Origin of the sequence: Xylophilus sp., from assembly GCA_009914555.1 — a bacterium.
GTDB lineage: Bacteria > Pseudomonadota > Gammaproteobacteria > Burkholderiales > Burkholderiaceae_C > WNDY01.
In genome coordinates this window covers 1-20758 of record WNDY01000047.1, presented here as the reverse complement: position 1 = coordinate 20758, position 20758 = coordinate 1, and the positions used below count along the sequence as shown (strand labels likewise).

The 20758-nt window shown below is 68.4% G+C and carries 17 protein-coding genes; 12 read left to right on the top strand and 5 right to left on the bottom strand.

Translation table 11 applies throughout. From position 1 onward, the window contains the following. Nucleotides 1-18: 18 nt before the first annotated feature. The 4 genes from GAK38_RS17870 to GAK38_RS17855 are packed head-to-tail and all read right to left on the bottom strand — an operon-like array spanning nt 19 to nt 3853. On the bottom strand, nt 19-885 hold the full coding sequence (locus GAK38_RS17870; RefSeq protein ID WP_325346319.1) for an ABC transporter permease: 867 nt from the start codon (nt 883-885) through the stop codon (nt 19-21). Nucleotides 886-901: 16 nt separating this feature from the next. Then, nucleotides 902-1972, bottom strand: a complete 1071-nt coding sequence (locus GAK38_RS17865; protein WP_325346318.1) for an ABC transporter substrate-binding protein — start codon at nt 1970-1972, stop codon at nt 902-904. Nucleotides 1973-1997: 25 nt separating this feature from the next. Beyond that, nucleotides 1998-3074, bottom strand: a complete 1077-nt coding sequence (locus tag GAK38_RS17860) for an ABC transporter ATP-binding protein (protein WP_325346317.1) — start codon at nt 3072-3074, stop codon at nt 1998-2000. Further along, on the bottom strand, nt 3071-3853 hold the full coding sequence (locus GAK38_RS17855) for an ABC transporter permease (RefSeq protein WP_325346316.1): 783 nt from the start codon (nt 3851-3853) through the stop codon (nt 3071-3073). The genes GAK38_RS17860 and GAK38_RS17855 overlap by 4 nt, the downstream gene beginning before the upstream one ends. Before the next feature lie 409 nt (nt 3854-4262). Here GAK38_RS17855 and GAK38_RS17850 point away from each other — a divergent pair, with 409 nt between their 5' ends. From GAK38_RS17850 to GAK38_RS17795, 12 genes are all read left to right on the top strand, one after another. Beyond that, nucleotides 4263-5717 (top strand): amidase, encoded by a 1455-nt coding sequence (locus tag GAK38_RS17850; protein WP_325346315.1) that lies wholly within the window; start codon nt 4263-4265, stop codon nt 5715-5717. Next, nucleotides 5714-7057 (top strand): LLM class flavin-dependent oxidoreductase, encoded by a 1344-nt coding sequence (locus GAK38_RS17845; RefSeq protein WP_325346314.1) that lies wholly within the window; start codon nt 5714-5716, stop codon nt 7055-7057. Before GAK38_RS17850 ends, GAK38_RS17845 begins: the two co-directional genes overlap by 4 nt. 66 nt (nt 7058-7123) lie before the next feature. After that, the gene (locus GAK38_RS17840) at nt 7124-8104 is read left to right on the top strand and encodes a tripartite tricarboxylate transporter substrate binding protein (RefSeq protein ID WP_325346313.1); all 981 of its coding nucleotides are present in this window, start codon (nt 7124-7126) and stop codon (nt 8102-8104) included. Nucleotides 8105-8296: 192 nt separating this feature from the next. Continuing rightward, entirely contained in the window at nt 8297-9421 is a 1125-nt protein-coding gene (locus GAK38_RS17835; RefSeq protein WP_325346312.1) for an ABC transporter substrate-binding protein, read from the top strand. A gap of 87 nt (nt 9422-9508) precedes the next feature. Further along, nucleotides 9509-11389, top strand: a complete 1881-nt coding sequence (locus GAK38_RS17830) for an ABC transporter permease (RefSeq protein WP_325346311.1) — start codon at nt 9509-9511, stop codon at nt 11387-11389. A 2-nt stretch (nt 11390-11391) separates the two neighbouring features. Next, a complete protein-coding gene (locus GAK38_RS17825) occupies nt 11392-12258 on the top strand; it encodes an ABC transporter ATP-binding protein (protein WP_325346310.1) in 867 nt (288 codons plus the stop codon). Nucleotides 12259-12274: 16 nt separating this feature from the next. Then, nucleotides 12275-12985 carry an ABC transporter ATP-binding protein gene (locus GAK38_RS17820; protein ID WP_325346309.1) on the top strand — a complete coding sequence of 237 codons (711 nt, stop codon included), beginning with the start codon at nt 12275-12277 and terminating at the stop codon, nt 12983-12985. Nucleotides 12986-13022: 37 nt separating this feature from the next. Next, nucleotides 13023-14759, top strand: a complete 1737-nt coding sequence (locus GAK38_RS17815; RefSeq protein ID WP_325346308.1) for an FAD-binding protein — start codon at nt 13023-13025, stop codon at nt 14757-14759. Beyond that, nucleotides 14756-15136: a 2Fe-2S iron-sulfur cluster-binding protein gene (locus GAK38_RS17810; RefSeq protein ID WP_325346307.1), complete on the top strand. Its 381-nt coding sequence runs from the start codon at nt 14756-14758 to the stop codon at nt 15134-15136. Before GAK38_RS17815 ends, GAK38_RS17810 begins: the two co-directional genes overlap by 4 nt. Further along, nucleotides 15126-16067 (top strand): hypothetical protein, encoded by a 942-nt coding sequence (locus tag GAK38_RS17805; protein WP_325346306.1) that lies wholly within the window; start codon nt 15126-15128, stop codon nt 16065-16067. The genes GAK38_RS17810 and GAK38_RS17805 overlap by 11 nt, the downstream gene beginning before the upstream one ends. Then, nucleotides 16064-16627, top strand: a complete 564-nt coding sequence (locus tag GAK38_RS17800; RefSeq protein WP_325346305.1) for a winged helix DNA-binding protein — start codon at nt 16064-16066, stop codon at nt 16625-16627. The genes GAK38_RS17805 and GAK38_RS17800 overlap by 4 nt, the downstream gene beginning before the upstream one ends. Beyond that, nucleotides 16624-20298, top strand: coding sequence for a hydantoinase B/oxoprolinase family protein (locus GAK38_RS17795; protein WP_325346304.1), 3675 nt, complete (start codon nt 16624-16626; stop codon nt 20296-20298). The genes GAK38_RS17800 and GAK38_RS17795 overlap by 4 nt, the downstream gene beginning before the upstream one ends. A 222-nt stretch (nt 20299-20520) precedes the next feature. Here GAK38_RS17795 and GAK38_RS17790 read toward each other — a convergent pair whose 3' ends face one another. Next, nucleotides 20521-20634, bottom strand: coding sequence for an SDR family oxidoreductase (locus GAK38_RS17790; RefSeq protein ID WP_325346331.1), 114 nt, complete (start codon nt 20632-20634; stop codon nt 20521-20523). Nucleotides 20635-20758: the final 124 nt, after the last annotated feature.

Below are 20758 nucleotides of genomic sequence, written 5' to 3'. Positions count from 1 at the left end.
AATCCTCCAAGGTGTTGATCAGGAAGCGCGCCGGTAGTAGCGGCGCGAGATGAAGCTGTTCGCCCCCACTGCACACAGCAGCGTGGCGCACAACAGGATGCTGGCCAGGGCCGATCCGAAGGGCCAGTTGGACAGGTTGGTGATCTGGGAATAGAGGACCGGCGTCATCATCGTCATGCCCGCCCCGCCCAACAGCACAGGCGTGGCATAGGCGTTCATGCACATGACGAAGACCAGCACCACGCCGGCCGCCACGCCGGGCAGTGCCAAGGGCAGCACCACGCGGCGAAAGCCCGTCCATCCGCTGGCACCCAGATTCGCCGCAGCCTCTTCCAGAGACAGGTCGATGCCCTCCAGCACGCTGTGCAGCGTGAGGATCATGAACGGCAGGATGACCGAGGTCGTGCCCAGCACGACGGCCAGCGGTGTGTACATGAGCCGCAGCGGCGCATCGATGAGTCCGAGCGCGCCCAGCATGGCGTTCACGATGCCGGTGTTTCCCAGCAAGGCCATCCAGCCCGCGGCCCGCACGGTGTTGCCCACCAGCAGCGGAAAGAAGATCAGAAATAGCCAGAGCGTCTTGTAGCCGGAGCGGCTGCGCGCCAGCCGGTAGGCCACCGGGAACCCCAGCAGCAGGCCCAGCAGCGTGCAGAGCGCAGCCGTCTTCAGCGTGGTGAAGAACACACCGCGGTAGTACGCGTCGGTGAAGAAGCGCTGGTAGTTCTCCAGCGTGAAGCCTTCACGCGCGATCTCCACCGGGTCGAAGGCATTCAGGCTTTGCCGCATCAGCAGCAACGTGGGCACCACCAGCACCAGGCCGACCACCAGCGTTGCCGGCAGCACCAGCCAGGCGCCCTGTAGGCTGCTGCGAGTCTGCAAGCTCATGGGCAAGCCCCGGGCCTCAGAGGCCCACCTTGAATTCCTTCTCCCAGAAGTCCAGCGCCGCCGGGCGCGCGGCGATCAGCTTGTCGAAATCGGTGCGGGCAAAGCGGGCCCGCTCCTCGTCGCTGAAGTCCACGCTGCGGCGCAGCTCCGGGCTCAGCGTGGCGTTGTCCACCACGGGCAGGAAGCCCATGCTGTCGGCAAAGCCGGACTGGGCGCTTGCTTCCACGAGCGCGTTGGCGTACTCGAAGGCCGCGTCCTTGTTCTGGCTGTTGCGCGGCACGATGGCTTCGTAGACGCTCACCAGGATCTTTTCCCGGAAGGCCGAAAAGGCCACCGGCAGGCCGGTCTTCTGCCACAGGTGGGCACGGGCCTTCCACATGATCGTGACGTCGATCTCGCCGCTCTTGAAGGCCGCGGCCAGCGCCTCGTTGGACGGGTACAGCTTGGGCTGGTTCGCCTTGACCTTGCGCAGCAGGTCGAAGCCGCGATCCAGTTCGTGCGCGTTCGCGCCCGTGGCCACGGCCGCCGCGCCGATGTTGTTGGCGTACATGATGTCCGAGAAGCCGATCCGGCCCTTAAACACCGGGTCGGCCAAGTCCTTGAAGGACTGCGGCGGGCTCTTGAGGCGCTCCGTGTGATAGATCAGGCCCAGGCCGCTGTAGATGTGCGGCACCCCGTAATCGGTGCGAAACACCGGGAGGATGTGCCCCCAGTTCGACAGTCGGGTGGCACTCACCGTCTCCAGCACGCCCGTGCGCGACACCGCATAAGAATCGGTGTCGCCCAGGAACACCACGTCGTAGGAAGAGCGCCGGCTCTTCTGCTCGGCGCGCAACTTGGCCACGCGGGTCTGCCAGTTCGATGTGTCATAGGCGATCTCGATGCCCTTGGGCTTGAGCAGCGGGTCGCTCACGTTCTGGTCGAGCAGGCGGCTGTAGTCGCCGCCCCATGTGGCCACGACCAGCCGGCGCTTGGCCTCCTGAGCCGAGGCGGGCAGCGCGAGGCCGCACAGTGCAGGTGCCAGTAGCGGAGCGAACGCGTGGGAAAGGAAGCGGCGGCGGTCGGAAAAGTGGAAGGGATCGGACATAGGAGTCAGCAGGTCAAGGAGCGAGTCAGGAAAGAGGAATGCAGTCCTCGCGAAGGAAATGCGCCACCAGCGGCTGGTCGATCTCGTAGGGCAGCACGCCCGTGGCGCCAGCATTGGGCTGGTGCACCACAAAGGCTTCGCCAGCGCCCGTGCGCACATGCACCTCGACCGCTGCCCCGAGGAAGACGAGGGAACGCACCCGGACGGGCACCCGGTTGGCCCCGGCGTCTTCCGGCCTGAACGTCGAGTCGCCCGGCACACTCAGCCGGATGCGCTCGGGTCGCACACCGATGATGGATGCATCGACGGCTTGCGCGGGCACCTGCAGCGCGATGCCGCCCTGGCTCAGGAAGCGCCCATTGCCAGGCGCTCCCTCGAAGAAGTTCATGCGGCCGACGAAACCAGCCACATAGCGGTTGGCCGGCGCGCCATAGACTTCGCCCGGCGAGCCCACCTGCTCGATGCGTCCCTGCCGGATGACCACGACGCGGTCCGCCATGGTCATGGCCTCTTCCTGGTCATGCGTGACCAGCAGGGTCGTGAGCCCGAGACTGCGCTGCAACGCACGGATCTCCTCGCGCACCTCTGCGCGCAGCTTCGCGTCGAGGTTGGACAGCGGCTCGTCGAGCAGCAGCACGTCGGGCTCGATGGCCAGGGCGCGCGCGATGGCCACGCGCTGCTGCTGCCCGCCCGAGAGCTGATGCGGCAGCCTCGCGCTGTAGCCCTGCAGACGCACCAGCTTCAGCACCTCCCCGATGCGGGCCTCACGCGCCGCCCTCGGCACATCGCGCATCTCCAGGCCGAAGGCCACGTTCTGCTGCACCGTGAGATGCGGGAACAAGGCATAGCGCTGGAACACCATGGCGGTGTTGCGGCGCTGCGGCTCCACGTGCGTCACATCGCGTCCGCCGATCAGCACCTGACCCTGGTCCGGCGACTCGAAGCCCGCCAGCATGCGCAGCACCGTGGTCTTGCCGCAGCCGCTGGGCCCCAAAAGGGCCACCAGTTCGCCATTTGCGATGTCCAATGAGAAATCGTGGACCACGGTCGCGTCCTTGAAGCGTTTGCTCAGGCCGCGCAGCGAAACGTCGGCGGCGCTCACAGGATTCGATTCTGTTTGACGAAGCGATCGGTCAGCACCATCGCGAACCCCAGCAGCACGATCTGAACCGTGGAGACGGCCGCGATGGTGGGATCGATGCGGTATTCGAGGTGATGCAGGATCGCGATCGGCAATGTGGTCTGGCCGGCTCCCACCAGCGGCAGGGAGACCTCCAGGTTCTCGAACGAGACGATGAAGCCGAAGAGCGCCGCCGAGATCAAGGCCGGCTTGAGCAAGGGCAACACAATGCGCGTGAACACCGTGAGCCGCCGCGCCCCGAGATTGCGAGCCGCCTCCTCAAGCGACAGATCCAGACCCTCCAGACTGGCAGCCACAAGTCGCACCGTCCAAGGCACGGTGAGGCACAGATGCGCCAGCACCAGGCTCCAATGGGTGCCCAGCACATCGACGTCCAGTGTGTCCTGCGCACGCAGGTAGAACAGGTAGATCGCCAGCCCCGCCACGATGCCGGGCACCAGAATGGGCGCCAGCAGGAACTGGCTGACCCAGGCGTGGCCGCGGAAGGGGTAGCGCACCAGCGCCGCCGCCGCCGCGACGCCGAGTGCCACGCCGCCCAGGGACGCCATCACCGCCACTTCGAGGCTCAGCAGCAATCCATTCATGAAGTCGGCATTGCCCCAAGCTTCACCGTACCAGGCCAAGGTGTAGCCGGTCGGTGGGATGGTGAGGATCGCGTCGCGCGCAAAGCTGATCCAGACCACCAGAGCGATGGGCGCCAGCATCACGCCGTAGCTCACCGCACAGGCCAGGGTTCCCAATGCAGCAAGAGGTGACCTCATCGCTTCGGACACTCTAACCCTCAGAAGCCGAGTCACTCCACAAACACTCTCACTCAATGAATCACCCAATCAGTTTGGTAACCGAACAAGTCTATTGAGTTGGAACTCTCGTGTTAGCTGTTTTATTGCATTTGCACATTCGGAGTGAGAGGGGGTCGCGTCAATACCGCGAAGCACTTCGAGCGCGCAGTGATTCCGAGAGCCTCCTACATGTTCATTCTTGAACAGGCAGCGATCCTTTTTGCGCATGCCGCGCAGGCGGGGACGACCCTACATTCACTGCGTTCATCGTTTCCGCGCTCTTTCAGGAAGAGCCCCTGTCCATGGATCGTCACCACTTCATCGACCTGCACTTCTACCAGTCCCGCGCCCGAAAGGCCTGAACGTCATGGCCGCATTCACCCACTACGAACGCCATGACGCCCTCGGCCTGGCCGCGCTGATTCGCAGCGGCGAAAGCAGTGCCGCGGAGGTGCTGGAAGCCGCCATCGCGCGCATCGAGACGCACAACCCAACCATCAACGCCGTGGTGCACACGCTCCACGACAGCGCGCGCCGCCAGGCGGCCGCTGTGCGCCCGGGCGACGGACCGCTCGCGGGCGTGCCCTTCCTCGTGAAGGACTCGGGCCTGCAGATCGCCGGCGAGCGCACCTCCAACGGAAGCCGCTTCTGGCGCGACCATATCGCCGCGACCGATTCGACCATCACGCAGCGCTACCGTCGCGCGGGCCTCGTGCTGCTGGGCTTCACCAACACGGCCGAGATGGGCCTGGCCTGCGAAACCGCGCCCGCCGTGTACGGCCCCACGCGCAACCCGCACGACCTCTCGCGCAGCGTGGGCGGCTCCAGCGGTGGATCGGCCGCGGCAGTGGCCGCGGGCTTCGTGCCGGCCGCGCACGCGACCGACGGCGGCGGCTCGATCCGCATCCCCTCCTCGTGCTGCGGCGTCTTCGGACTCAAGCCCACGCGCGCACGCAACCCCTTCGGGCCAGACTTCGGCGAGGGCTGGAACGGCCTGTCGGCACACCATGCGATCACGCGCAGCGTGCGCGACAGCGCGGCGCTCCTCGACGCCACGCACGGCCCCGCGGCGGGGGATCCCTACGCCGCGCCGGCCACCGTGCCCGAGGGCGGCTTCCTGCGCGCGCTCTCGGCGCCGCAGGCGCCGCTGCGCATCGCATTCCAGACCGTGCGGCACGACGGCACGGCCGTGCACCCGGCGGTGGCCGGGGCGGTGCGCGACGCCGCCGCGCTGCTGGCCGGCCTGGGCCACCACGTCGAAGAGGCGCGTCCCGCGATCGATGCCGACACGCTCAAGCGCGCCACGCGCACCATCGTCGCAGCCAACACAGCTCAGGCGCTGCGACTTCGCGCGCAGGCCGCGGGCCGGCCCGCGAGCGAGGAGGAGGTCGAACCCATCACGTGGCTCTGGTCGCGCGAGGGCGAGCGCTTGCCGGCCCAGCAACTGGCCGAGGCGATCGGCACCATCCATGCGCTCGCGCGGCGGCTTGGCGCCTTCTTCGAGCGCCACGACATCCTGCTCACGCCGACCTTCTCGGCACCGCCGCTCCCGCTGGGCACCGTGGACATGCAAAGCCGCGACCTGGACGCCTACTACGAGAGGCTGCGCAGCTACAGCGCCTTCACCACGATCTACAACGCCACCGGCGTCCCCGCCGCGAGCGTGCCCTTCGCCCGGCATGAGGGCCTGCCGATCGGCGTGCAGATCGCAGCGCCGCTCGGCCACGACGCGCGCGTGCTGCGGCTCGCGGCCCAGATCGAGCAGGCCCGCCCCTGGGAGCGGGACCTGCCCACCGGCGCAACGCGCGAGGTGATCCGATGAGCGCTCCCGCAGCACCGAAGGCGACCACGACACGCCAGATGCGGCTGGCCGCATCGATCTATTCGGGCGAAGCCTCGCAGGCCTGGCGGCATCCCCAGGCGCGGCCCGATGCCCGGCTCGATCTCGGCACCTTCGTCGAGTACGCCGAGCTGGCCGAGGCCGCGTGCTTCGACACGCTCTTCCTGCCAGACACCGGCGCGCCCGCGCGGCTCGCGCCGGACGTCATGCAGCGGCTGTCGAGCCTGAGCGTCTTCGAGCCGCTCACGCTGATGTGCGCCCTGGCCATGCACACGCAGCGCATCGGGCTTGTCTACACCGCCAGCGCCACCTTCAACGAGCCGTACCACGTTGCCCGCCAAGTGGCCTCGCTCGACCACTTGAGCGGTGGCCGTGCGGGCTGGAACCTCGTTACCTCGCTGTCGCGCACCCAGTCGGCCAATTTCGGAGGCGGCCCGCAGCCCGCGCACGACGCGCGCTACCGCAAGGCCGAGGAATTCCACGACGTGGTCACCGGATTGTGGGACAGCTTCGACGACGATGCCTTCGTGCGCGACAAGGCCTCGGGCCGCTTTGTCGACCCGCGCAAGATGCACTACCTGGAACACAGCGGCGAGTTCTTCTCGGTCGAGGGCCCGCTGCGCATCGCGCGGCCGCCGCAGGGCCATCCCGTGGTCGCGCAAGCGGGCGCCTCCGAGGCCGGGCGCGAACTCGGCGCGCGCACCGCCGACCTGATCTTCTGCACCAACCTCTCGCTCGAGGACGGCCAGACCTTCTATGCGGACATGAAGCGCCGCACAGTGGCGCACGGCCGCGACCCGGACGACCTCAAGATCCTGACGGGTACCGCCATCGTCTGGGGCGAGACCGATGCCGAGGCCCGCGCCCGCTTCGAGCAATTGAGCAGCCTCTATCCGGTGGATGTCGCCATCCACAACCTCGCCATCGACCTCGAGGGCCGCAACCCGGACGACAAGTTCCCGCAGGACCTGCCGCCGTCCCTCGGCTCGCAGGGCCACCAGAAGGCGATCACGGATTTCGCGCGGCGCCATGACTTCACGATCCGCCAGACCGCTCAGGCGCTGGCAGCAAGCGCCAAGCACCGCGTGCTGATCGGCTCCACGACCACCATCGCCGACGACCTCGAGGCCTGGTTCCGCCAGGGCGCCGCTGATGGTTTCGTGGTGATCTCGCCCTTCTTCCTCGACGGCTTCCGCGACATCGCCCGCCATGTGGTGCCCGAGCTCCAGCGCCGCGGCCTGTTCCGCTCCGCGTACGAAGGCCACACCCTGCGCGAGCACCTGGGCGTGCCCCGCCCGCCGAGCCGCTACCGCCGGGCCTGAGCCCGGAACCCGAGCCTTCCTGCGGCCCAGGCATCCACCTGCGGCCGCCGCACCCTCCCCACTGCCATGAAGCGATTCCTCTCTCTGCTCGCCGCCCTGCTTATCGCGGCGGCCTCCCCTCCCGCGGCATCGGCCGATGCCACCACCTACCCCACCCGCGCCATCCGCATCGTCGTGCCCTTCGCGCCGGGCAGCGCTGCGGACGTCACCGCCAGGCTGCTCGCCCCGGGCCTGTCGCGCGACCTGGGCCAGCCAGTGGTGGTCGACAACCGCGCCGGCGCTGCGGGCATCGTCGGTACCGACGTGGGCGGCCGCTCGGCGCCCGACGGCTACACGCTGGTACTGGGCACCTCGAACACGCACGGACTGAACTCCGGCATCTACAAGGCCCTGCCCTACGACCCGCTGGAAGGCTTCGTGCCCATCGGCCGCATCAACGCCTTCGCCAACGTGCTGGTCGTGCCGCCCGGGCTCGGCGTCAACTCGATGGCCGAGCTGATCGCTCTGGCGCGGCGCCCGGGCCACTCCCTCAGCTACGCGTCCGCCGGACGTGGCACATCGCTGCACCTGGCGGGCGAGATGTTCCGGCGCAGTGCCGGCATCGAGCTGCTGCAGGTCTCGTACAAAGACACGAGCACCTACGTCACGGACGTGTTGGCGGGCCGTGTCGACATGGTCTTCATGGCCGTACCGGTCGCCGCGGCCCATGTGCGCGCGGGCAAGCTCAAGGCGCTCGCCATCATTGGTGCGCAGCGCAGCCCGCTGCTGCCCGAGGTGCCTACCATCGACGAGACGGGCGTGACGGGGATGCAGCTTCCGATCTGGGTTGGCTTGTTCGCGCCGAAGGGCACGCCTGCACCAATCGCCCTGCGACTCAACGCAGCATTGCGTGCCGCGCAGGCGTCACCCGACACGCGCGCCGCACTGCAGCGCGCCGGCAGCACGATCGAGAGCGACGCCAGCCCAGCGGACTTTCTCGCGTTCCTGCGCACCGACGTGCCGGCGTCGATCCAACGGGCGCGCGACGCGGGAATCGAGCCAGAGTAGAGGCGCAGCTGTCCTCACCGAGTCACGGCGCGGCGCGGCGCGGCATGAGGCATGTCCGCAATCTCCATATGAGTTCACCAAGTAAGCTTATCGATAACGATTTGTTAGCGTTTTATCGATGAAAGCGTAACGTTTGGGCTTGCCACAGCCCTCTGCAGGGCCGTTCAACTCATCCAACTGAATCCTGTGCCCATGCTTCATCCCCTCTCCCGCCTCCTGACGGCCATCGCAGCCTCTGCCGCCGTATCGGCGCCCAGCCTTGCGGCCGAGCCCATCAATATCGGACTCTTTTCGCATCTCTCGGGCAACTTCGCCGAGTACGGCGCCAGCACAAAGAACGCGGTGGAGCTGTACCTTGACAAGCTCAACGCCGAAGGCGGCATCGGTGGCCGTCCCGTCAAGCTCGTCGTCGAGGACGACCGCAATTCGCCGCAGGAAGCGGCCACGGTCGCGCGCAAGATCGTTGCAACGCCGGGCGTGGTGCTGGCCATCGGTTCCTGGTCATCCACTGCGTCGCTGGCTGCCGCGCCTATCTTCGCCGAGGCCAAGATCCCGCAGATCAGCCCCACGTCCTCGCATCCGGACTTCAGCCGCCAGAGTCCCTACCAATTCCGCCAGAACAACACCGACGATCTGCTCGCGCAGTACAACGCCGACACGATCCACAAGTGGCTCAAGGCCAGCCGCATCGTCATCCCCTACTCGCAGGACGACTGGGGCGTGTTCACCGTCAAGTCCACCTCGGCCGCAATCGAGAAGGACGGCGGCAAGGTGCTGCTGACCGAGGCGATCATCCCCGGCTCGAAGGATTTCCGCCCGCTGATCAGCAAGATCAAGGCAACCAATCCGGACGGCGTGTTCATCGCGCTGCCCTACCAGGAAGCCTCGATCTTCATCCAGCAACTGCGCCAGGCCGGCGTGAACATCCCGGCCGGCGGCGGTGTTCCGCTGACCTCTCCCAAGTTCATCGAGCTCGCCGGCAAGGCTGCCGAGGGCGTGGTGGTGCACAGCATCTTCTTCCCGGGCGACCCGTCAAAGAAGGCCTTCGTCGACGCCTACAAGGCCAAGTACAACAAGCTGCCCGATCAGTTCGCCGCGCTGGCCTACGACGCCGCGGGCGTCGGCACCGCGGCCATCCGCCGCGTGGTGGCGTCGGGCAAGCCGCTGACCGGCCAGGCCGTGCGCGACGAGCTGGCCAACGGACCGGCCTTCCAAGGTGTGACCGGCGTCTCCAAGTTCGAGAACGGCAACGTCAAGAAAGACCCGACATTCCTCGTGGTGCGAGATGGCGCCTTCCAACTGCTGAACGACAACTGATCCCCGGGGCGCTTCCCAGCCCCCTGCGGCCGCCGGTCGTGCCTCATGGCATGTCCGGCGCCGCGGCTTTTCATCCACGGCCATCCCATGCTTGAACTCTTCGCCAGCCAGATCCTCAATGGCCTGGCCATCGGCCAGGTCTATGCACTGATCGCACTCGGCTTTTCGCTGGTCTTCGGCGTCTCCAACCTGATCAACTTCGCGCAGGGCGCGCTGTTCATGCTCGGCGCGTTCATCGCGTTCACGGGCGTCACGGTGCTGCACCTTTCGCTGCCCGCGGCTGCGGTGCTCTCGGTGGGCGTGGTGACATGCCTGGGCATGCTGCTCGAACGGGTGGCGCTCCGCCCGCTGGAGAACGCGCCCTACATCGCGCCGGTGCTCTCCACGCTGGCGATCAGCCTGATCATCGATCAGGTCGCCGAGATCATCTGGTCGCCCGAAGGCCAGGCGTTTCCCGTTCCGTTCGAGGAAGTCACCTACTTCTTCGGTGCGGCCTACATCACCAGCACCGACCTGCTGATCTTTGGCTTCGGCGCAGTTGCCACCATCGCCCTGACGCTGTTTCTCTCACGCTCCTGGCTCGGCCGCACACTGCGCGCCACCGCCCAGGACCGCGATGCGGCGGCGCAGCTGGGCGTGCGCCCCGCGAACGTGAAGCGCCTGGCCTTCGGGCTGGCGGGAGCCCTCGGGGCGCTCAGCGGCATCCTGGTGGCGCTGTACTTCAAGAGCGTGTTTCCGCAAATGGGCCTGCCCTACGGACTCAAGGGCTTCGCGGCGGCACTGCTCGGCGGCCTGACCAGCACACCGGGCGCCGTCCTTGGCGGCTTGCTTCTCGGGGTGGTGGAAACGCTGGCCAGCGCCTACGTCGGCGAAGGCTACCGGGACCTGGTGGCCTACACCCTGGTGCTCGTCTTCCTGGTGTTCCGCCCGCAGGGCCTGCTCGGCGACCGGCGCCTCGATGCGCTCGGCGGCGCCAGCGGCGCAGCGGGTGCGATGCCCAGCACCAGCGTGCTGGCCTCTTCGTCGAGCCAGCGCGGCGTGGTGCGGGCACTGGAGCTTCCCCCGTGGGGCTTCCTCGCGGCTGGCGCGGCGCTGGTCCTGGTGCCCCTGGCCACCCAGAGCGCCTACCTGCTGCAGGCCGTGGCCTACGCAATGATTTTCGCGCTGCTGGTGGCCAGCGTCACGTTGGTCTCCGGTTCGCTCGGCATCCTGTCGATCGGACACATGGCCTTCTACGGCGTCGGGGCCTATGTCGTGGGCATCCTGGCACGCAACCACGGCTGGCCCGCCGAAGCGGCGCTCGTGGGCGCCGCGGGGGTCACCGCCGTGGTCGCCATCGTCGCCGGCCTGCCGTTGCTCAAGCTCAGCGGCCACACGGCGGCGCTGGGCACCCTCGCGGTGGGACAGATCGGTTACCTCGTCTTCATGACGTGGCTCGACGTCACGCGCGGGCCCATGGGTTTCATCGGCATTCCCGCGCCCCGGCTGGCCCTGCTGGGCGGACTCACGCTACCCGGCATCGTGCAGAAGTTCTGGCTGGTCGCCGTGGTGACGGCCATCGCGCTCGCACTGGCGCAGTGCCTGCTCGGATCGGGCATCGGCCGGGTATGGCGCGGCATTCGCGAAGACCGGCTGGCCGCGCATGCGGCCGGCCTGCCGGTGCGCCGCTACATCCTGCTGGGCTTTGCCCTCTCGGGCGTGCTCGCGGGCACGGCCGGCGGGCTGTTCGCCTACGTGCAGAACGTGGTGAGCCCGGAGAGCTTCACCGTCAGCGCCTCCATCCTGCTGCTCACCATGGCCGTGCTCGGCGGCCTGGGCAATCTCACCGGTGCGGCACTGGCCGGCTTTGCGCTCACGCTGCTGCCGGAGCTGCTGCGGCCCTTCGCAGAGTGGCGGATGATCGCCTACGGGGTCGCGTTGCTCATCATGCTTCGCATCCGCCCGCACGGGCTGCTCGGAGCGCGCTGATCATGACGAACAGCACCCTCAGCACCCGCACCCAGGGCCTGCATGTCGAAGGGCTGAGCCGCCACTTCAGCGGCGTGAAGGCCGTCGACGAGGTCAGCTTCGACCTCGCGCCGGGCGAAACTGTCGCACTGGTCGGCCCCAACGGCGCCGGCAAGTCGACGCTCATCCAGTTGCTCAGCGGCGTGGAGAAACCCACGGCCGGGCGCATCCTGCTCGACGGGCGGCGCATCGACGGCCTGGCGCCCGAGCGCATCGCGCGCCTGGGCCTGGGCCGCAGCTTCCAGACCTCGCGCGTCTTTCCGGCGCTCACAGTGCACGACAGCGTGCGTCTGGGCACCCAGGCCGGACTGCTGCGAAACCGGCACGGCCGACTGACCCACCCGATCGTCGAAGTGGCGGGCGAACTGTTCGGCCTGCCCGGCTGGCGCCGCCGCCGCGCCGAGGCCGAGCAGCTGGCCGACGCCGCACTCCAACGCTTCGGCGACCGGCTCTGGCCCCGGCGCGACCAGCCCGCCTTCAGCCTCTCGTACGCCAACCGTCGCCGCGTGGAGATCGCGCGCGTGCTCGCCGCGCAGCCGCGCTTCGTGCTGCTGGACGAACCCGCGGCCGGCATGAACCCGAGCGAGACCGCAGAGCTGACCGACCTGCTGCTCGCACTGCGCGCCGAACAGCCCTCGCTGGGCATCCTGGTGGTCGAGCACAAGCTCTCGCTGGTGCGCCGCATCGCCGACCGCGTCGTGGTGCTCAACCAGGGTCGCGTGCTGGCCACCGGCAAGCCGTCGGAGGCACTGGACCACCCCGAGGTGGTCGAGGCCTACCTCGGACGCTCGCGCACCCGCCCCACGAATTCGGATGCTCACCTTGGCTGATACCTCCACTGCTCCCTTGCTCACGATCGACGCCATCGACGTGCACTACGGCGCCGTGCAGGCGCTCTACGGCGTGAGCCTCGACGTGTACCCTGGCGAAGTCGTGTCAGTGCTCGGCGGCAATGCCTCGGGCAAGTCCACCACGCTCAAGTCGGTCCTCGGCCTGGTCACGCCCACGCGCGGACGCATCGTCCTCGAGGGGCGCGAGATCCAGGGTCTGGCACCGGCCGACGTGATCGACCTGGGCGTGGCCAGCGTACCCGAAGGCCGGCGCGTGTTCCCGGCGATGTCGGTACACGAGAACCTGTTGATGGGCGCCTTTCCGCGCCGCAAGGAGAAGGCCGCGATCGCGCAGGACCTCGACGAGGTCTTCGTCGCCTTCCCGCGCCTGGCCGAACGGCGCAGCCAGCCGGCCGGCACGCTCTCGGGCGGCGAGCAGCAGATGCTCGCGCTCGGCCGCGCCTGGCTGCGGCGTGGACGCCTGGTCTGCATCGACGAGCCTTCGATGGGCCTGTCGCCGCGCTTCGTCGACGCCGTCTACGAAGTGCTGTTCCGCTGGAAAGCCGCTGGCCAGACCATCCTGCTGGTCGAGCAGAACGCGCGCATCGCGCTCGAACTGGCCGATCGCGCCTACGTGCTGCAGCACGGCCACGTTGCGCTGCAAGGCCGCGCGGCGGACCTCGCTGCCGATCCCGCCGTGCAGAAGGCCTACCTCGGCGCCGCCTGAGGCGGCGCCTCCCCGCGAAACGGAAAAGAAAACGCACATGACCCACGACACTCCCCAGCTACACATCATCGACACGGAGGTGCTGGTCATCGGCGCCGGCGGCGCCGGCATGAGCGCGGCCATCGCCGCGGCCGAATCCGGTGCGCATGTAGTACTTGCCGACCGCAGCCTTATCGGCCGGGGCGGCGCGACCATCATGGCGCAGATGACCGTGGCAGCCGCCCTGGGCGAACAGACCGAGGACGACTGGCGCCACCACTATGCCGACACCCTGACCGCAGGCCGTGGCCTGTGCAGCGAGCCGCTGGCGCGCGTCCTCTGCGAAGAAGGCGTGCAGGCGGTGCGCCTGCTCGACCAGTGGGGCGTGGGCTGGGCGCGCGCCGACGGCCATCTGACGCAGGCGCAGGCGCCGGGCCACGACCGGCCGCGGTGTGTCTATGTCGACTACCTCAACACCGGCCCGGCCGTCGCCAAGACGCTGCGCACCCAGGTGGCCCGCATGCCCCAGGTGCAGCGCGTGGGAGACCTCGCGGTGGTCGACCTGCTGCTGCACGAGGGCCGCGCCGTGGGCGCGGTAGCGCTGCACCTGTCAATCGGGGATCCGGTGCTGATCCGTGCGGGCGCCACGGTGATCGCCACCGGCGGGCTCACGCGGCTATACCGGCGCAACAGCGCCTCGCTCAACATGGGCGGCGACGGCTTCGCCCTCGCGCTGCGTGCAGGCGCTCGCCTTCTCGACATGGAGTTCGTCCAGTTCTTCCCGATCGGACACCTGGCACCGCGGCTCGTGGGCTTCGATCCGATCATGTGGGACCCGTTCCGCTACAAGCTGGGCGGACGGCTGCTCAATCGCGACGGCGAGGAATTCGTCGACCGGTACGGCAACGCCGGCGAAGCCGGCCGCTACACCACCACGCGCGATGCGGCCACCTACGCCATCCTCAAGGAAGTGGAAGCCGGCCGAGGCTCGCCCGCCGGCGGGGCCTACCTGAGCTTCCGCCACGTGCCCGAGGCCACGCTGCGCGCGGCCTTCGGGCCCATCATCAACCGGCTTGCCAGCGCGGGCATCGACCTCACGCAGCAGATGATCGAAGTGGCGCCCATCGCCCACTATCACATGGGCGGCATCCGCGTGGATACGCAGCTCGCCACCGACGTGCCGGGCCTTTACGCCGCGGGCGAGGCCGTGGGCGGCGCCAATGGCGCCAACCGCCTCTCGGGCAACGCCATCACCGAGGCCGTGGCCTTCGGCCTGCGCGCGGGGCGCTCGGCCGCTTCCAGTGCGGCGCAGGCAACGCCGCTGCCGGACCACACCTTGCACGCGCTGGCGGCCCCCGTTCTCGACATGCTGGCGCCCATCGCGCCTTCGCCCCGCACGCCCAACGGCGCCGCGCTGATTGAAGAACTCCAGACCGTGATGCAACAGCACGTCGGCCCCTTCCGCACCGATGCCGGCATCCGCCAGGCGCTGGTGGCGATCGACGCACTGCGCACGGCTGCCGGCAGCGTCATCGCGGGCGGCGGGCCGCAGGATCCGGTGCGTCTCGATGCGCTGGACCTTCGCAACATGCTGCTCGTGGCCGAATCGGTCGCGCGCAGCGCCCTCGCGCGAACCGAAAGCCGCGGAGCGCACCAGCGCGAGGATCATCCCGGGCAGGAGGAGGCCTGGACACTCAACCAGACCATCGCCTGGCGCCAGGGCGAATGGCTGCCCGGCACCCAGCCGATTGAGCGCCTGGTCGACCTGAACACCCCCATCGAGGCCCACGCATGAACCAGTCCAACACCGCTGCGCGCGATGCCATCCAGCTGCGAGTCCAGCGCGGCAACCCGGAGCAGACGCCCGCCGTCCGCGAATACGTCGTGCCCGCTGAGGCCGCGGCATCGCTGCTCGATGGCCTGCGCTGGGTTCGCGCCCACCTCGACGACACCCTCGCCTTCCGCTATTCGTGCATCAATGCCAACGCCTGCAAGGAATGCATGATGCGGCTGGACGGCAAGACGGTCTATGCCTGCACCGCAAGGCTGGAAGCCGGCTGCAGCTATGACGTGGCACCGCTGCCCAACAAGGCGCTGGTGCGCGACCTGGTGACCGAGATCGCGCCATCCAAGGAGCGCCTGTTCGCCGGAGACGACGACGATGCCGATTGACACCGCCGCGAACCACGGTCGATTCGTCGTCACCGACGGCGCCGATCGCTTTGCGGTCGTGCGGCCCTGGCAGCGGCCCGGCCCCGACGGCAGCGATGTGCAGGCCATCAGCCAGCTCGCGCTGGACCGCCATGGCCGAGTCTTCGTGCTGCAGCGCACGGAGCCGGCGCTGCGCATCTACGCACCCGACGGCACGCTGGAGCGCAGCTTCCACCACCCCCCGCTGCTGGACAGCGGCCACGGCCTGCACGTGGACGCCCAGGACCGCCTCTGGGTCACCACCTATGACGCGCACCAGGTGCTGGCCTTCGACGCCGACCTGCGGCTGTCGATGGTGCTGGGCCGTCACCACGTTCCTTCGTGGGAGCGGCCATTCAACCACCCGACGGGCGTGCACGTGGCAGCCGACGGCGACATCTACGTGAGCGACGGCTACGGCAACGCGCGCATCCACCGCTTCGCACCCGACGGGCAGCTGCGTCGCAGCTGGGGCCGTTCGGGGCGGGAGCCCGGGGCGTTCAACACGCCGCACGCTGTCTGGGTCCTGCCCGATGGCCGTGTGCTCTGCGCCGACCGCGACAACGACCGCATCCAGGTCTTCGACGGCAAGGGCACGCTGCTCGCCGTTTGGGACGGTCTGGTGCGTCCGATGGCCCTCTGGGCACCGGCCGATGGCCGCACGCTCTACGTGAGCGAGCAGGTGCCGCGCATCTCGCGGCTGGATGCCCGTGATGGCAAGGTGCTCGGCCGCGCCCGTGCATTCGGTATCTATGCCCATGGCCTCGCGGGCGATGCCGCGGGCAACCTCTATGTCGCAGAGCAGGGGTCGGTTTCCCTCGTTGCGCAGTACCGCAAACTCGACCCCATCGACTCCATCGACTCCACAGGCCTTACCGATCCCTACGGCAGCACGCTGCCCGCACAACCATGACACGCAAGAAGTCCGCCGCCTCCGCATCGGCTGCACGGCCCGCATCCGCAGTCGACAAGCCCGTGCGAATTCTCTCGTCTGCCCACCTGGCCGACGGCCCCCATGCCGAACTATCGGAACTGGAGTTCGGCCTCATCATTGCCCACAACGCCTTCAGCCGCTGGGTCATGCGCTGCATGGCTGTGGCCGGGGAATCCGACCTGGCCTTCACCGACATCCTGGTGCTGCATCACGTGCACCACCGCAAACGCGGCAAGAAGCTGTCCGACATCTGCTTCACGCTGAACTACGAGGACACACACGTCATCAACTACGCGTTGAAGAAGCTCGGCGGGCTGGGCCTGGTGCACGGCGAGAAGACTGGCAAGGAAGTGTTCTATGCGACCACGGACGAAGGCGCCGCGCTGATCGAGCGCTTCCGCGACGTGCGCGGCCGCTGCCTGCTGGCCACTGTCGACGGCGAGTTGGCCGAGGACGAATCCCATTCCGACGTGGCACGGCGCCTGCGCCTGCTCTCGGGCCTCTACGACCAGGCCGCCCGCGCGGCGTCTTCGCTATGAGCACGATCGCGACCTCTGACGCCGGCCGCTGGGAGTTCTGGATCGATCGCGGCGGCACCTTCACCGACGTGATCGGTCGACGCCCCGACGGCACCTTGGCCACCGCCAAGCTCCTCTCCGAAAACCCGGGCCGCTACGACGACGCTGCCGTCGAAGGCATCCGCCGGCTGCTGGGCATCGCGCCCGGCGCTCCGGTCCCGGCCGAACGTATCGCCGTCGTGCGGATGGGCACCACGGTGGCCACCAACGCGCTGCTGGAGCGCAAAGGGGAACGGGTGCTGCTCGCGGTGACTCGCGGCTTTCGCGATGCGCTTCGCATTGCCTACCAGAACCGCCCGCGCCTGTTCGACCGCGAGATCGTCCTGCCCGACCAGCTCGCCAGCCGCATCGCCGAGATCGACGAGCGCCTTGCCGCCGACGGCAGCGTGGTCACGCCGCTCGATCTGGCGCAGGCACGTGCTGCGCTGGCCGAAGGGCGCGCGAAGGGCTACACCGCCATCGCCGTGGCGCTCATGCACGGCTACCGCAATCCGGCGCATGAAGAGCAGTTGGCCCAGCTCGCGCTCGAGCTCGGCTACACGCAGGTTTCCGTCTCGCATCGCGTCTCGCCGCTGATCCGATTCGTCGCGCGTGGGGACACGACGGTGGTCGACGCCTATCTCTCGCCGGTGCTGCGCCGCTACGTGGACCGCGTCGCGGCCGCGCTGCCAGGGGTTCGCCTCCAGTTCATGCAATCCAGTGGCGGGCTCACCGACGCACAAGCCTTCCAGGGCAAGGACTCGGTACTCTCCGGCCCGGCCGGCGGCATCGTCGGCATGGCGGGGGTCTCGGCCCACGCGGGCTTCGACCGCGTGATCGGTTTCGACATGGGCGGCACCTCCACCGACGTCTCTCACTATGCCGGCGAGTACGAACGCGCCTTCGACACGCTCGTGGCCGGCGTGCGCCTGCGCGCGCCGATGATGAGCATCCACACCGTGGCCGCGGGAGGTGGGTCCATCCTGCGCTTCGACGGCACGCGGCTGCGCGTCGGCCCGGAGTCGGCCGGCGCGGACCCTGGCCCGGCCTGCTACCGGCGCGGCGGACCACTGACCGTGACCGATGCGAACGTGCTGCTCGGCCGCATCCAGCCCGCGCACTTCCCGGCCGTGTTCGGCCCGGGCGGCGACCAGCCGCTCGATGCGCAGGTCGTGCGCAGCCGCTTCGGCGAACTGGCGTCCGAGGTCTCGCAAGCCACCGGCCGCCCGACCACGCCGGAGGACCTGGCCCAGGGCTTCCTGGAGATCGCCGTGGGCAACATGGCCAACGCGATCAAGCGCATCTCGGTGCAGCGCGGCTACGACATCACGCGCTACACGCTCACCACCTTTGGCGGCGCCGGCGGCCAGCATGCCTGCGCCGTGGCCGATGCCTTGGCCATGCCGCGCGTACTCGTGCATCCGCTCGCGGGCGTGCTATCCGCCTACGGGATGGGCCTGGCCGTGTCGACGGCGGTGCGCCAGCGCTCCGTCGAACGCCGCCTCGATGCAGAGGGCGAGACCGCGGCGCGCACCGTGCTGGCCGAACTCTCGCTGGCAGCCCGATCCGAGCTGGAAGATCAGGGCGCAGCGCCGGAAAGCATCCAGGTGGCACAGCGCCTCTACCTGCGCTACGAGGGCACGGACACGGCCCTGCCAGTGCCCCTGGGCGACCACACGGTCATGGTGACGGCCTTCGAGGGCGCGTACCGCCAGCGCTTCTCCTTCCTCATGCCGGGCCGGCCGCTGGTCATCGATTCGGCCGTGGTCGAAGCCACGGCGGACGACGGCACGGCCGGCGACACGGCCCGCTTCGCCCGTCCCGCGCGGGAAGCCGGCTCCATCCTCAAGCCCATCGCGAGCGTGCCTTTCCAGGCCGAGCGCGAGACGCTCACCGCAGCGCTCTATGCCGCGCATGATCTGTGCGCCGACGACGCGATCGACGGGCCGGCCATCATCACCGACGCCAATGCCACAACCGTGATCGATCCCGGTTGGCGCGCCACCGCGACCGCTGCCGGCAACCTGGTACTGCAGCGCCATCTGCCGCGCGCACAGCGCCGCGCGATCGGCACCGAGGCCGATCCGGTGAGGCTCGAGATCTTCAACAATCTGTTCATGTCCATCGCCGAACAAATGGGCTGGCGGCTGCAGAACACCGCGCATTCGGTGAATATCAAGGAGCGGCTGGACTTCTCCTGTGCGATCTTCGACACCGACGGAGAGCTGGTGGCCAACGCACCGCATATCCCGGTGCACCTGGGCTCCATGGGCGCGAGCGTGCGCGCGGTGATCGACCGCTTCGCAAGCACCATGCGGCCGGGCAGCGTGTACGCGCTCAACGATCCCTATGCGGGCGGAACGCACTTGCCGGACGTCACCGTGATCACACCGGTCTTCGATGACGCAGGGACTCGCGTGCTGTTCTACGTTGGCTCGCGCGGCCACCATGCCGACATTGGCGGCCTGACCCCGGGGTCGATGCCGCCGGATTCCCGCACCATTGACGATGAGGGCGTACTGATCACCGACTTCCTGCTGGTCGAGGATGGCCGCCTGCGAGAAGCCGCCTTGCGCGACCTGCTCGGCGGCGCGAGGCTGCCGGCACGCAACATCGACCAGAACGTGGCGGATCTCAGCGCACAAGTCGCCGCGAACGAGAAGGGACGCGAAGAACTGCTGGCCATGGTGCGGTACTTCGGCCTTGACGTCGTACGCGCCTACATGCGCCATGTGCAGGACAACGCCGAAGAGTCCGTGCGCCGCGCCATCGGCCGATTGCGCGACGGACATTTCAGCGTCCGGCTGGACAACGGCGCGCAGATCAGTGTGGCACTCACCGTGGATCATGCGGCGCGCAGTGCGACGCTGGATTTCAGCGGCACCTCGGACCAGTTGTCGAACAACTTCAACGCGCCGCGCGCCGTCACGACCGCCGCCGTACTCTACGTGTTCCGCACCTTGCTGGACGACGACATACCGATGAATGCGGGCGGCCTCAAGCCGCTCACGCTCGTCGTACCCGAAGGCAGCATGCTCAACCCCCGCAAGCCGGCGGCGGTCGTGGCGGGCAACGTCGAGACCTCCAGCTGCGTGACCAACGCAATCTACGGTGCGCTCGGCGTGCTGGCGGGCAGCCAGCCGACGATGAACAACCTCACCTTCGGCAACGCAACCTATCAGTACTACGAGACGATCTCGGGTGGCTCGGGCGCCGGTGCGCGCATCGATTCGGATGGCACCGTCACCGGGGGCTTCAACGGCACGTCGGTGGTTCAGACTCACATGACCAATTCGCGCCTCACCGACCCCGAAGTGCTGGAACTGCGCTTTCCGGTGCGGCTGGAGCGCTACGAGGTCCGCGAAGGCTCCGGCGGCGTGGGCCTATGGAGAGGCGGCGACGGCGGCACGCGCACGCTGCGCTTCCTGGAGCCGATGACCGTGTCGCTACTGGCCAACGGATGGAAGTATCCCGCCTTCGGTCTGGCGGGCGGCGAGTCTGGCGCGCCGGGACAGGCCCGCGTCATCCGTACCGACGGACGTGTCGAAGCCCTGGATCATGCAGACCGCGCCGAGCTGCAGGCCGGCGACATCTTCGAGATCGACACGCCGGGGGGCGGCGGATTCGGGGCACTGAACGCTGCGTCTCGGTGAAGAGACATTCGGCTCCGGGCGCACAGCGGTTCCAGGAACGGGTGTTGGAGAGCAGGGGGCGACTTTCCACGGCCCGGAAATGAGGCGCAGGTGCGATTGACCAGCAGCCAGACCGCCCCCGCCCGCGGCGGGCGGCCAGCCCGAATTGCAGCAGACCTTCTTTTGTCAAACTGCCATGCTGCTGAATTGACCTGAGCTCCTGGTGTTCACTGATCCCTTCATTCAAAGGTTGGCCACGCCGCCATCCACAAGCAGTTCGGTGCCGACCACGAACGCAGATTCCTCGGACGCCAGGAATACCGCGGCCTTCGCCACTTCAATAGGTGTTCCTAGCAGGCTGCTGAAGTACTGGCCGACAGAAGTTGCTGCTTCGTGCCCCTGATTGCAAGTTTGCGATCGTTCGAACTTGGAGGGTGCCGCGAGCCATTTTTGCTACTCGAAGGCACGTTTTCGCAGCGCA

Excerpts from the sequence above, each read along its gene's own strand:
- GAK38_RS17870 (WP_325346319.1), bottom strand. The coding sequence starts at position 885 with ATGAGCTTGCAGACTCGCAGCAGCCTACAGGGCGCCTGGCTGGTGCTG.
- GAK38_RS17865 (WP_325346318.1), bottom strand. The coding sequence starts at position 1,972 with ATGTCCGATCCCTTCCACTTTTCCGACCGCCGCCGCTTCCTTTCCCAC.
- GAK38_RS17850 (WP_325346315.1), top strand. The coding sequence starts at position 4,263 with ATGGCCGCATTCACCCACTACGAACGCCATGACGCCCTCGGCCTGGCC.
- GAK38_RS17845 (WP_325346314.1), top strand. The coding sequence starts at position 5,714 with ATGAGCGCTCCCGCAGCACCGAAGGCGACCACGACACGCCAGATGCGG.
- GAK38_RS17840 (WP_325346313.1), top strand. The coding sequence starts at position 7,124 with ATGAAGCGATTCCTCTCTCTGCTCGCCGCCCTGCTTATCGCGGCGGCC.
- GAK38_RS17835 (WP_325346312.1), top strand. The coding sequence starts at position 8,297 with ATGCTTCATCCCCTCTCCCGCCTCCTGACGGCCATCGCAGCCTCTGCC.
- GAK38_RS17830 (WP_325346311.1), top strand. The coding sequence starts at position 9,509 with ATGCTTGAACTCTTCGCCAGCCAGATCCTCAATGGCCTGGCCATCGGC.
- GAK38_RS17825 (WP_325346310.1), top strand. The coding sequence starts at position 11,392 with ATGACGAACAGCACCCTCAGCACCCGCACCCAGGGCCTGCATGTCGAA.
- GAK38_RS17815 (WP_325346308.1), top strand. The coding sequence starts at position 13,023 with ATGACCCACGACACTCCCCAGCTACACATCATCGACACGGAGGTGCTG.
- GAK38_RS17810 (WP_325346307.1), top strand. The coding sequence starts at position 14,756 with ATGAACCAGTCCAACACCGCTGCGCGCGATGCCATCCAGCTGCGAGTC.
- GAK38_RS17805 (WP_325346306.1), top strand. The coding sequence starts at position 15,126 with ATGCCGATTGACACCGCCGCGAACCACGGTCGATTCGTCGTCACCGAC.
- GAK38_RS17800 (WP_325346305.1), top strand. The coding sequence starts at position 16,064 with ATGACACGCAAGAAGTCCGCCGCCTCCGCATCGGCTGCACGGCCCGCA.
- GAK38_RS17795 (WP_325346304.1), top strand. The coding sequence starts at position 16,624 with ATGAGCACGATCGCGACCTCTGACGCCGGCCGCTGGGAGTTCTGGATC.